An 11,615-nucleotide genomic window follows, 5' to 3' on the forward strand; every position below is an offset into this window, starting at 1 on the left:
TCCGTCTCATTTCCGGAGCGCTGTGTGGGGGGCCGCCCCCCCCAACCCCCCCCCGTGCCCGCGCGCCCACTCGCACCGGGCAAGGACGCGCCGGGGGGGGGGCGGGCGTTCCACCCGCCCCCCCCCCCCCCACGGCTCGTCACGGGCGGCCCACGGTTCGTCACGGGCGGCCCCGCCCGGGCTTGTCACGACCTCCCTGCCTCGTCCCGGCCCACGGAGTCGAACACCGAGCAGCGCCGACCGACCGTCGGCAGCGGCTCCCCGGCGCGGGGGCGGATCTCCACCGGGCCGGTGAGCGCGCTCTTCCCGCCGCCGAACGCCCCCCGTGCCGACGCTCCGCGTCCGGGCCGACCCGCTACCGCGTCCCGGCCGCGCGGTGCTCGCGCCAGCGGCCGAGCATCCCGTGCAGCTCGTCGATCATGAACTCGAAGAAGGCGGCGCTCTCCGCCAGCCGCTCCCCCGCCACGGTGCCGGCGCCGACGGTGGCCTCGCCGTCGCGCAGCACCCGGATCCAGCGCAGCATGATCTCGTCGCGCCGGGTCAGCGACTCGAACCAGACGTCGTTGAGCACCCGGTAGCGGTCCCGCCGGGAGCCGGGCTCGCGCTCCTTGGCGACCAGGCCGACCTGGATCAGGTAGCGCATCGCGCCGGACACGGCCGCCGGGCTGATCCGCAGCCGTTCGGAGAGTTCGGCGGAGGTGAGCACTCCGCTCTCCTCCGCCATCAGGCAGGAGAAGATCCGGGACGGCATCCGGCCCATGCCCGCGACCACCAGCTCCGCGGCGAAGCGCTCGACGAAGTCCGACAGCGCCTTGTCCTCGCGCTCCTCCTCGGGCTCCCCCGGCCCCTTCGTTCCCTGCACCACCCTGAGCCCCTTTCCGGTGATCACTCGTCCCTGTCGAACTTTAACGCTTCCCAATATTCACGTTTTTCTGAAACTACGATAGCTTCACAACCATGACCAAGGCCATCACCCTGTCCGGCCTCCGCAAGACCTTCGGCCGGACCACCGCGCTGGACGGCCTCGACCTCACCGTCGAGACCGGCGAGGTCCACGGCTTCCTCGGGCCCAACGGATCCGGGAAGTCCACGACCATCCGCGTCCTGCTCGGCCTGCTGCGCGCCGACGGCGGCAGCGCCCGCATGCTCGGCAAGGACCCCTGGCACGACGCCGTCGAGCTGCACCGCCGCCTCGCCTACGTGCCCGGCGACGTCGAGCTCTGGCCCAACCTCACCGGCGGCGAGGCCATCGACCTGCTCTCCCGGCTGCGCGGCCGGCTCGACCGCCGCCGCCGCGACGAGCTGATCGAGCGCTTCGCCCTCGACCCGACCAAGAAGGGCCGCAGCTACTCCAAGGGCAACCGGCAGAAGGTCGCCATCGTCGCCGCGCTCGCCTCCGACGCCGAGCTGCTGCTGCTCGACGAGCCGACCTCCGGCCTCGACCCGCTGATGGAGGTGGTCTTCCAGGACGTCGTGCGCCGGGCCAAGGAGGACGGCCGCACCGTCCTGCTCTCCAGCCACATCCTGGACGAGGTGGAGAAACTGGGCGACCGGGTGAGCATCGTCCGGCACGGCCGGGTCGTGCAGAGCGGCTCCCTCGACGAGCTGCGCCACCTCACCCGCACCACCGTCGAGGCCCGGACCCTGCGCCCGGTCCCCGGACTGGAGGCGCTGACCGGCGTGCACGGCCTGCACACCGAGGGCGACCGGGTCCGGTTCGCCGTGGACGGCGCCCAACTCGACGCCGCCGTACGGCTCCTGAGCGCGGCCGGACTGCGCGGCCTGCTCAGCCACCCGCCCACGCTGGAGGAGCTCATGCTGCGCCACTACGGCGACGAGCCGGCCGCCGACGGGCACCGCGCCGACGGCGAGGCCCTGCGATGACCGCCACCGCCGCCGAACCGGCCACCGGCCGCGCCGCCGCTCCTCGCCGCACGGCGACCCGCACCACCCTGGCCGGCACCACCGCGCTGCTCCGCTTCGCCCTGCGCCGCGACCGGCTGCGGCTGTCCGCCTGGGTGCTCGGCCTCTGGCTGGTCACCCTGTCCACCGCCAACAGCGTCCACACCCTCTACCCGACCGCCGCCGAGCGCGCCTCCATCGCCCACGGCTCGGACAACCCGGCGATGCTCGCGATGAGCGGACCGGCCCACTACCTGGCCGACTACACCTGGGGCGCCATGCTCGGCCACCGGATGCTCGGTCTGCTGGCCGTCCTGGCCGGGCTGCTGAGCGTCCTCACCGTCACCCGGCACACCCGGGCCGAGGAGGAGAGCGGCCGCGCCGAACTGCTCCGCTCGGCCGCCGTCGGCCGGCACGCCCCGCTCGCCGCCGCCCTGGCCACCGCCGCCGTCGCCGACCTCGCGCTCGGCCTGCTGCTCGCGGCCGGCCTGCCCGCGCTGGGCGTCCCCGGCCTCACCGCCGGCGGATCGGCGCTGTACGGCGCCGCGACCGCCCTCGCCGGGCTGCTGTTCGCCGCGGTGGCCGCCGTCACCGTCCAGCTCGGTGCGCACGCCCGGACCGCCTCCGGGCTCGCCCTCGCCGTGCTCGGCGGCGCGTACGCGCTGCGCGCGGCCGGGGACGCCGGCTCGGGCGCGCTCTCCTGGGCCTCCCCGATCGGCTGGCTGCAGCGCAGCTACCCCTTCGTGGACGACCGCTGGTGGCCGCTGCTGCCCGCGCTCGCCCTGGCCGCCGCGACCGCCGCCGCCGGGTTCGCGCTCAGCAGCCGCCGCGACCACGGCGCCGGCCTGCGCGCCGCCCGTCCCGGCCCGGCCACCGGCGGCCCGGCCCTGGGCACCCCGTTCGGCCTGGCGCTGCGCCTGCACCGCGGTCTGTTCGGCGGCTTCGCGGCCGCCCTGCTGCTGGTCGGCGCGATGTACGGCTCGCTGCTCGGCGACGCCGACTCGATGCTGGGGGACGTCGACCGGATCCGGGAGGCGCTGGAGCGGCTCGGCGGACACACCCTCGCCGACTCCTACGCCGCGCTGACCATGCTGGTGGTCGCCGTGCTCGGCGGCGTCCACGCGGTGCTGGCCACGCTGCGCCCGCGTGCCGAGGAGAGCGCCGGACGGGCGGTGCCGGTGCTGGCCACCGGCGTGTCACGGTCGGCCTGGCTGGGCGGACACCTGGCGGCGGCCCTGCTGGGCTCCACCGCCGTCCTGCTGGCGGCGGGCGTGGGCTTCGGCCTGGCCGGGGCGCTGTCCAGCGGCGACGGGGGCGCGTTCCTGCGGCTGACCGGCGCGGCACTGGCCTTCGCGCCCGCCCAGTGGGTGACGGTGGGTTTCGCCGCCGTGGTGTACGGCTGGCTGCCCCGGGCCGCGCCGCTGGCCTGGCTGGTGCCCGGGTACGCCTTCGTGATCGGCTACCTGGGCCCGCTGCTCGACCTCCCCGCGGGCCTGGAGCGGCTCTCCCCGTACGGCCGGGTGCCCCGGCTCCCGGCGGCCGCGATGGACTGGACGCCGCTCGCCGTGCTCACCCTGGTCGCGGCCGCCCTGATCGCCCTGGCCCTGGCCGGGTTCCGGCGCCGCGACATCGACTGACGCCGGGGCTCGCGGCTCGGGGCTCCGGCCCGACAGGGCGTCAGGACGTCGGAAGGCCGGAACGCCGGGGAGCCGGGGAGCCGGGGAGCCGGGGAGCCGGGGAGCCGGAACCCGCCACGGGCGATCAGAGGTGCTTGACCAGCTCCGGCATCAGGTCCTGGAAGGTCCGCCCACTGGCCGGCTGGCCGATCGCGGCCATCTGCCAGCCGGTCTCCGTGCGCTGCACCTTGGCCATGATCTGCGCGGTGTACGGGCCGCCGCCGGTGAGCGTGTAGCGCGCCAGCTCGACGCCGGTGGTCTCGTCCACGAGCCGGCAGAACGCCGCCTCGACCTCCTGGAAGGTCTGCCCGGTGAAGGAGTTGACGGTGAAGACGATCTGGTCGACCTCGGCGGAGACGGTGGTCAGGTTGACCGTGATCGACTCGTCGTCGGTCGCGTCGCCCGCGCCGCCGACCAGGTTGTCCCCGCTGTGCCGGACCGAACCATCGTTGCTGTTGAGGTGTTGGAAGAACACCACGTCCACCGGTCGCCCCTGGGCGAACAGCACCGCCGAGGCGTCCAGGTCGATCTCCCGGCCGGCGGCGAGCAGCTTGGCGAGGAAGCCCTTGCGCTCCGCCGCCTTCCAGCCGAGGCCCATCCGGACCAGGCTCAGCTGCCCACCCCCCGGCTTCTCCAGGCTGATCTTCTGCCCCTTGGCCAGCGAAACGCTCATCGCGTCCTCCTCCGTTCTGCCACCGTCCGTGCCGCGAATCTACAGCACTGTAGAGAATTTATGATCATCGACGGTGCCCTGCGAGCACCTGTACCCCGTACTCCCCCGGACCTCACCCCGACAACGGTCCGCACACTGAGGGAACCGGCGGTCCGACGTCTGGCGTAGCCGTGGACCGCGACCGGACGGCCGGGGCGGCACACGGTCTAGGGTCGGCCCCGGGACGGCGCCCGGCAGCACCGACGCGCCGTCCACGCGCCGATCGCGGTGCCCACGCCTCACCGTGCCCACGACGGAGAAGTACCCACGACTCGCAGTGCTCACGACCGTTCCCGGGCCGTGCCGACGCGCGCCGCCCGCTCTCGCTGGGGGGACCACCATGCCCGAGCAGCACGAAGGAACCGAACGGCACGACGGAACCGAACAGCACGCAGCACCGCAGCGACCGGAGGGATCCCGCCTCGGCCGGCGCCGGCTGCTCCGGGCCGGCCTCGGCGCCGGCGGCGCGCTGGCCACCGTCCGGCTGCTGCCCGGCGGCACGGCCTGGGCCGCCGCGGCACGGGACCACGAATTCGGCACGGCGCAGTACGACGGCCTCTGGCCGTCCTCCCACGCCGGGCTGCGCGCCGGAGCCGCCGCACAGACCTGGCCGGACTGGGCCCGCTACGCCCGCATCGCCGACGGCACCTTCAACGAGCCCGCCGACATGCAGAGCGCCGTGGACGCCCTCAAGGCGCAGGAGGTCAGCGTCATCGAGCTGGACACCCTGCTCTCCGACTGGCTCACCGACGCCCAGTTCGCCGCCCACATGGCCGAGGTGAAGCAGTTCACCGGCCTGGCCCACGCGGCCGGCCTCAAGGTCGTCATGTACTACCCGTCGCTGGAGCTGATCTCCCCCGGCGGGGAGAAGGGCCGCTCCTTCTACAAGAACGACCAGGGCAAGAACTGGGTCCAGCGCGACCTCGCCGGCAAGCCCAACGTGTTCTACGGCAGCGTGGTGGTCTGGGTCGACCCGGGCGACGAGAGCGTCTGGCTCAGTCCCAACTCGCCCTGGCGGGACTACTACCTCAACCGGATCAAGGGCGTGGCCGCGACCGGCGTGGACGGCATCTGGCCGGACGTCCCGATCTACTTCGACGGCGTGCTCTCCTGGTGCGACGCCTCCACCTGGGGCGCGGCCGCGTTCAAGGCCGACACCGGCCTCGCCCTGCCCAAGGCCGCGAACTTCGCCGACCCGGTCTTCCGCCGCTACGTCGAGTGGCGCCACCGCAACCTGCTCCGGTTCCAGCTGGACATCGCCGACGCCGGCCGCTCGGTCAACCCCGACCTGGTCACCTTCGTCGAGACCGTGTCGATGGACTACCGCTACGCCACCTCGATCGGCCTGGACGGCGGCTACCTGCGCCAGGCCCCCGGCGCCGTCGGCCAGGTCTGGGAGGTGGACATCCTCGGCAACTACGACGGCATGCGGCACGCCACCGCCGCCGACTGGGTCTGCCTGATCTCCATGTACAAGTACGCCCGCGCCGCCAGCGGCACCAAGCCGGCCTGGGCGTTCTCCTACGGCTGGCAGGCCGACGACGCCTCGCTGGTGATGTCCCAGCTGATCGCGGCCGGCTGCAACCCGTACGAGGTGAAGACCCCGTTCAAGAACGACACCGTGGACGCCGCGATGCGCACCCGGATGTACCGCTTCGTGCGCACCAACCAGACCAGGCTCTACGACCCGGTGTCGATCGCGCGGGTCGGCGTCTACCACTCCGCGCCGTCCCGGGACTACGTGTCCCCCGGCGAGGGCAACGGGATGTACGTCAACGCCACAGCCCCGGCCGGGATCACCGACTGGTGGGGCGGCGACGACCCGGAGATGAGCTGCGCCTCGCTGCCCTGGCTCGGCGAGTTCCGGGGCACCGTCAAGGCGCTGGTCTACGCCCACGTCCCGTTCGCCACGGTGCCCAGCCCCGGCCTGACCGCCGACGACCTGGCCCGGTTCAAGGTCCTGCTGCTGCCCAACCTCCAGGCGGTGTCGGACGCCGAGGCGGCGCTGCTGCGCGGGTTCGTCGCGGCCGGCGGGACGATCGTGATCACCGGCCCGGCACCCACCGCGCTCGACGAACTGGGCGGCCAGCGCACCGAGTTCGCGCTCTCCGACGTGCTCGGCCTGCGCAGGGCCGACCCATTGCCCGCCACCAGGCAGAACTCCTACGGCAGCGGCAGCTGCTGGTACGTCAAGGCGCTGCCCGGGCTGAGCTACCTCACCAGGACCGACCAGGCCTCGGCCGACCAACTGCTCACCGCCGTCCGCCAGTCCGCCCCGCCGGAGGTCACCCTCGCCGGGGACCGCCGGATCTTCCTGGACGCCCGGCGGCTCGGCGCCGACACCGTCGTCCACCTGGTGAACTTCACCAACTTCGGCGACACCCCGGCGGCGTTCCGCAGCACGCCCGCCAACTGCACGCTCTCCTGGGCCCTCCCGGCCGGGGCGAGCGTCTCCGCCGTCACCGTCGCGAGCCCGGACGGCACCGACCCGGCGCCCAAGGCCGTCCCGTACACCGTCACCGGCGGGACGGTCAGCGTGCCGCTGACCGTCGCGCAGTACTCGGTGGTGACGATCACCGTCGGCCAGGCCGTCTAGCGAACCGGCGCCGGGATGCGCCAGAGGGCGGCGGGGCCGGCCTCGCCGCCCGGGGCGGACTCGAAGGCGATCCACCGCCCGTCCGGGGACCAGCTCGGCGCGCCGTCGTAGGCGCCGTCGTCGAGGGTCACCCGGATGGGAGTGCCGCCGGCCGCCTCCAGCACGAAGACCTGGGCGTTCGGCAGGTCGCCCAGGGTGGAGGAGAAGACCAGGAAGCGGCCGTCCGGGGACCAGCTCGGGTCGGTGTGCTCGCCCGGCGACCCGGTGACCTGCCGCAGTCCGCCGCCGTCCGGGTCCACCGTCCACAGCGACCAGTCCTCGCGGCCCGCGCTCCGCCGCTGGAAGACGATCCGGTCGCCCGTCGGGGACCAGTTCGGCTGCCGGTTGTCGGTGCCGGTGCCCCGGCCGTCCACCAGCAGGACGGGAGCGCCGCCGCCGCGGCGGACCTTCCAGAGCGAGTCCTGTTGTTCGGCCGCGTCGCCCGGCACGGCGGCGTGCTCCGGCTCCCGGCTCTGCTGGAAGACGATCCACTCGCCGTCCGGGGAGAAACTCGGCTCGCTGTAGCCGCTGGCGTCGGCGTGCCCGGTCACCCGCTCGGGGGCGCCGCCCGGCCGCATCAGCCAGATCTCGTCGTGCCCGGACTCCCGGTCGGTGGCGAAGGCGAAGGCGTCGGCGGCCGCGTTCCAGCTGGCGCCCGGGAGGTTGACGGCCGCCCGGTCGGGGTCCGCCAGCACCGTGCGCGGGGCGCCGCCGTCCAGCGGCAGGACGCCGAGGGCGGCGGCGCCCTTGTTGTAGCCCCCGCTGAACTCGGTCAGCAGGACGGAGCGGCCGTCCGGGGAGAAGGCCGGGTTCTGCGCGCTGCGGCCGCCCCCGGCGCGGTAGAGCAGCTGGGCGCCGTCGGCGCGACGCTCGGCACCGGCCGGGGGCGCGGCGGCCGAGGGCACGGCGGCCGAGGGCACGGCGGCCGAGGGCACGGCGGCCGAGGGCGGGCCGGTCGGCGACGCGCCGACCGGCCCGGGCCCCGGCCGCTCCTCGTCGGCGGAGCCGGAGCCCGGACCCGCACCACCGCAACCGGCCAGCAGCAGCGCGGCGGCGACGGCCACGGCCGCCGGAAGAACGCGAATCCTCATGGCTCACACGCTAGTTGACGCTTCGTCAACCGTCGTACGCCGCCGGGCGGACCGGGCTCCGCCGGACGGCAGGTGCCGCCGGCCTCCCCGAGGGCCGGCGGCCGGGAGTCACCCGGCGCCGCGCTCCAGCCGCACCAGCGCGTCCACCGCGACCCGTCCGCCCGCGCCGGCCCCACCGCCCTTGTGCCCGGGCTCGCCGCCGACCGTACGGTGCACCCGCTCGGCCCGGACGGGGCGCAGCCCGCGGTCGGCGAGGTCGGCCAGGACGTCCTCGGGGGTGAAGAGCACGGCCGGGTCCTGCGGGCCGCCGACGCCCTCGGTGAGGTTGCTCAAGTCGTGCCCGATGACGAGCAGGGTGCCGCCGGGGGCGAGCGCGTCGGCGGCGCGGCGCAGCGCCGCCCGGCGGCCCGAGGCCGGGATCTGGAGGTAGGCGACCAGGACGAGGTCGTAGCCGGCGGCGGGGGCCTCGAAGGCACGGGCGTCGCCGTGGCGCCAGGTGAGCCGGTCGGCGACCTCGTCGGGCAGGTCGGCGGTGAGCCGTTCGGCGCGCTCCAGGGCGACGGCGGAGAAGTCCAGTCCGGTGACCTCCCAGCCCTGGGCGGCCAGCCAGATGGCGTTGCGGCCCTCTCCGGCGGCGAGGTCGAGGGCGTGGCCGGGGGTGCGGCCGGTCAGTTCACGGACCACCCACTGGTTGGGCGCCGCGCCCCACACCAGCTCGCTCGCGGCGTAGCGGTCGTCCCAGTCCTGGCTGTCCATCGCGCCTCCTGCGTTCGACGGGCCTGCTCGTACCGGCCAACCTACCGGGCCCGCGCCACCCCGGCCGCCGCTGTCCGGGGCCGCCGCTGCCGGGGCCGGAGGCGGTCCAGCGGGCGGACACCCTTGACGGCGAATATTGGTCCAGTCCAATCTGTTCAGTCGTGACGTGCACGGGCCGGCAGCCCGTCGTGTCCGCGCACCGCTCGTCAGCACGTGTCACCAGCCCGCGCGCCCCCACCGCGCCCGGGCCGGCTCCCCTCGGCCCGTCCGGGCCACCGCACCGCCGGAACCCCCACACATCCGGAGGACCCACCGCATGCACGATCGCGTCATGCCCGCACGGCCCGCCAACCCCGCCGGGGAGCGTGCCGGCCGCCGGGCCGCCCAGCGCAGACGGGCCACCGCACTGGCCCTGGCCGCCACCCTGACCACCAGCGGCGCCGCCATCGCCCTGACCTTCGGCTCCGCCTCGGCCGCCCCGGTCAACCTGCTGGCCAACGGCGACTTCGAGACCGGCACCCTGGCCGGCTGGACCTGCTCCAACGGGTCCGTCGTCACCACCCCGGTGCACGGCGGGAGCCGCGCGCTCAGCGGCGCCGCCTCGGCCGCCGACACCGCGCAGTGCCAGCAGACCGTCGCCGTCCAGCCGAACACCGCGTACACCCTGGCCGGCTGGGTCCAGGGCAGCTACGTCTACCTGGGCGCCACCGGCACCGGCGTCAACTCCTCGGCCTGGACGCCGGGCGGGACCGGCTGGAACCAGCTGAGCACCACCTTCACCACCGGTGCCACCACGACCTCCGTCACGGTCTTCACCCACGGCTGGTACGGCACCGGCACGTACTACGCGGACGACCTCACCCTGACCGGCCCGGCCGGGCCCACCGCGACCGCCAGCCCCACGGCCACCGCCAGTCCGACCGCCACGGCCAGCCCGACCGCGAGCCCCACGGCGACCGGCAGCCCGACCGCCACCGGCAGCCCGACGGCGACCAACAGCCCGACCGGCACCCCCACGACCACCACCCCGACCCCGACGGCCACCGCGAGCGGCCCGGCCGGGGACGGCAAGGTCACCACCCCGACCGGCTTCGCGGTCACCAGGACGACGTCCAACGCGGTGGTGCTCACCTGGCAGCCCTCCACCCTCACCAGCGGTGACGGCGCCGTCGCCTACAAGGTGTGGTCCAACGGCCAGCTCGTCGCCACCTCGATGGGCACCTCCGTCGCGGTCAGCTCGCTGCTGCCGGGCAAGAGCTACACCTTCAGCGTCCAGGGCTACTCCGGCGGCCACGCCTCCGCCCAGTCCGCCCCGGTGAGCACCACGACCGCGGCCGCCCCGGCCCAGCAGCCGGTCCGCTCGGCCTACTTCGACCAGTGGGGCGTCTACGAGAACGCGTACAACGCGAAGAACGTCGACACCAGCGGCGCGGCGGCCAAGCTGGACGTCGTCCACTACGCGTTCGCCAACATCGACCCGACGAAGTTCACCTGCTTCCAGGCGGTGAAGGCCTCCGACTCGGCCAACGAGTCCAACCCGAACGCCGGTGACGGCGCGGGCGACGCCTACGCCGACTACCAGGCCGACTACGGCGCCGGCACCAGCGTGGACGGCAGCAGCGACACCTGGGAGCAGCCGCTCAAGGGCAACTTCAACCAGCTCCGGCAGCTGAAGGCCAAGTACCCGAACCTGCGCTTCACCATCTCGATCGGCGGCTGGACGTACTCCAAGTACTTCTCCGACGCGGCGGCCACCGACTCCTCCCGCAAGGCCTTCGTCTCCTCCTGCGTCGACATGTTCCTCAAGGGGAACCTGCCGACCGGCGTGGCCGGTGACGCCTCCGGCGGCCCGGCCTCGGCGGCGGGCCTCTTCGACGGCGTCGACCTCGACTGGGAGTACCCGGGCTCGGCCGGCGGCCACACCGGCAACCACTACTCCGCGGCCGACAAGCAGAACTACACCCTGCTGCTCAAGGAGTTCCGCACCCAGCTGGACGCCCTCGGCGCCGCCCAGGGCAAGCGGTACCTGCTGACCGCCGCGCTGCCCAGCGGCCAGGACAAGGTCGCCCAGCTGGAGACCGACAAGATCGGCGCCTACCTGGACTACGCCGACGTGATGTCCTACGACATGCACGGCGCGTGGGACGCCACGGGCCCGACCAACCACCAGGACCCGCTGCACGACAGCCCGGCCGACCCGACCACGCCGATCACCCCGGGCACCCGCAAGTACAACGTGGACACCACGATCGCCGCGTACACCACCGGCCTGCCCGAGTACGGCATCCCCGGCGGCTTCCCGGCGAACAAGATCGTGCTGGGCATCCCGTTCTACTGGCGCGGCTGGACCGGTGTCCCGGCCGGCTCCAACTACGGCCTGTACCAGAGTGCGACCGGCCCGACGGCGAAGAAGCCGCTGAGCCAGGAGGCCGGCCTGGCTGCCTGGAAGGAGCTTAACCCGACGGCGGCGCAGACCCACTGGGACCCGGCCACCGAGAGCAGCTGGGTCTACGACGGCACCAACTTCTGGACCGGCGACACTCCGCAGGCCGTCCAGGCGCGCGGGGCCTACGCCAAGAGCAAGGGCCTGGGCGGGCTGTTCGCCTTCTCCCTGGAGAACGACGACGCCTCCGGCACGATGCTCAACTCGATGGACAGCAGCCTGCGCTGACGGTCCGTCGGCCATGAGCGCATGAGTGCATGATCGGCGGCCCGCGCGGGAACTGCCCGGAGACCCGTCGCGGCCACGCCGAGCAAAACCCCCAAATGAGGTTGAGGCGCCAGGCCGCACTCAGCCGGCGCCACGGTGGGGAGACGGCCCGCCCCCGCGGGCGGGCCGGCGG

8 protein-coding genes are annotated in these 11,615 nt (G+C 74.3%); 4 read left to right on the forward strand and 4 right to left on the reverse strand.

The genetic code is table 11. From position 1 onward, the window contains the following. Positions 1–355: 355 nt before the first annotated feature. A complete protein-coding gene (locus ACFVHV_RS14320; RefSeq protein WP_359902667.1) occupies positions 356–865 on the reverse strand; it encodes a MarR family transcriptional regulator in 510 nt (169 codons plus the stop codon). 92 nt (positions 866–957) lie between these two features. Here ACFVHV_RS14320 and ACFVHV_RS14325 point away from each other — a divergent pair, with 92 nt between their 5' ends. Both ACFVHV_RS14325 and ACFVHV_RS14330 read left to right on the forward strand, forming a co-directional pair. Then, complete coding sequence (locus ACFVHV_RS14325; RefSeq protein WP_380351368.1) at positions 958–1,884, forward strand: ABC transporter ATP-binding protein; 927 nt, start codon at positions 958–960, stop codon at positions 1,882–1,884. After that, entirely contained in the window at positions 1,881–3,539 is a 1,659-nt protein-coding gene (locus ACFVHV_RS14330; RefSeq protein ID WP_380351370.1) for an ABC transporter permease, read from the forward strand. The genes ACFVHV_RS14325 and ACFVHV_RS14330 overlap by 4 nt, the downstream gene beginning before the upstream one ends. 124 nt (positions 3,540–3,663) lie before the next feature. Here ACFVHV_RS14330 and ACFVHV_RS14335 read toward each other — a convergent pair whose 3' ends face one another. Continuing rightward, on the reverse strand, positions 3,664–4,251 hold the full coding sequence (locus tag ACFVHV_RS14335) for a TerD family protein (RefSeq protein ID WP_359902675.1): 588 nt from the start codon (positions 4,249–4,251) through the stop codon (positions 3,664–3,666). Positions 4,252–4,630: 379 nt separating this feature from the next. Here ACFVHV_RS14335 and ACFVHV_RS14340 point away from each other — a divergent pair, with 379 nt between their 5' ends. Further along, positions 4,631–6,886 carry a hypothetical protein gene (locus ACFVHV_RS14340; protein WP_380351371.1) on the forward strand — a complete coding sequence of 752 codons (2,256 nt, stop codon included), beginning with the start codon at positions 4,631–4,633 and terminating at the stop codon, positions 6,884–6,886. Here the strand turns inward: ACFVHV_RS14340 and ACFVHV_RS14345 are convergent. Continuing rightward, on the reverse strand, positions 6,883–8,016 hold the full coding sequence (locus ACFVHV_RS14345; RefSeq protein WP_380351373.1) for a hypothetical protein: 1,134 nt from the start codon (positions 8,014–8,016) through the stop codon (positions 6,883–6,885). The two genes, ACFVHV_RS14340 and ACFVHV_RS14345, sit on opposite strands and share 4 nt — an antisense overlap. A 108-nt stretch (positions 8,017–8,124) precedes the next feature. After that, on the reverse strand, positions 8,125–8,772 hold the full coding sequence (locus ACFVHV_RS14350) for a class I SAM-dependent methyltransferase (RefSeq protein ID WP_359902682.1): 648 nt from the start codon (positions 8,770–8,772) through the stop codon (positions 8,125–8,127). A gap of 316 nt (positions 8,773–9,088) precedes the next feature. Here ACFVHV_RS14350 and ACFVHV_RS14355 point away from each other — a divergent pair, with 316 nt between their 5' ends. Further along, positions 9,089–11,443 (forward strand): glycosyl hydrolase family 18 protein, encoded by a 2,355-nt coding sequence (locus ACFVHV_RS14355; protein ID WP_380351374.1) that lies wholly within the window; start codon positions 9,089–9,091, stop codon positions 11,441–11,443. Positions 11,444–11,615 lie beyond the last annotated feature (172 nt).

Origin of the sequence: Kitasatospora sp. NPDC127116, assembly GCF_042677365.1 — a bacterium.
Lineage (GTDB): Bacteria > Actinomycetota > Actinomycetes > Streptomycetales > Streptomycetaceae > Kitasatospora > Kitasatospora lactacystinica.

Excerpts from the sequence above, each read along its gene's own strand:
- ACFVHV_RS14345 (WP_380351373.1), bottom strand. The coding sequence starts at position 8,016 with ATGAGGATTCGCGTTCTTCCGGCGGCCGTGGCCGTCGCCGCCGCGCTG.
- ACFVHV_RS14335 (WP_359902675.1), bottom strand. The coding sequence starts at position 4,251 with ATGAGCGTTTCGCTGGCCAAGGGGCAGAAGATCAGCCTGGAGAAGCCG.
- ACFVHV_RS14355 (WP_380351374.1), top strand. The coding sequence starts at position 9,089 with ATGCACGATCGCGTCATGCCCGCACGGCCCGCCAACCCCGCCGGGGAG.
- ACFVHV_RS14340 (WP_380351371.1), top strand. The coding sequence starts at position 4,631 with ATGCCCGAGCAGCACGAAGGAACCGAACGGCACGACGGAACCGAACAG.
- ACFVHV_RS14330 (WP_380351370.1), top strand. The coding sequence starts at position 1,881 with ATGACCGCCACCGCCGCCGAACCGGCCACCGGCCGCGCCGCCGCTCCT.
- ACFVHV_RS14350 (WP_359902682.1), bottom strand. The coding sequence starts at position 8,772 with ATGGACAGCCAGGACTGGGACGACCGCTACGCCGCGAGCGAGCTGGTG.
- ACFVHV_RS14325 (WP_380351368.1), top strand. The coding sequence starts at position 958 with ATGACCAAGGCCATCACCCTGTCCGGCCTCCGCAAGACCTTCGGCCGG.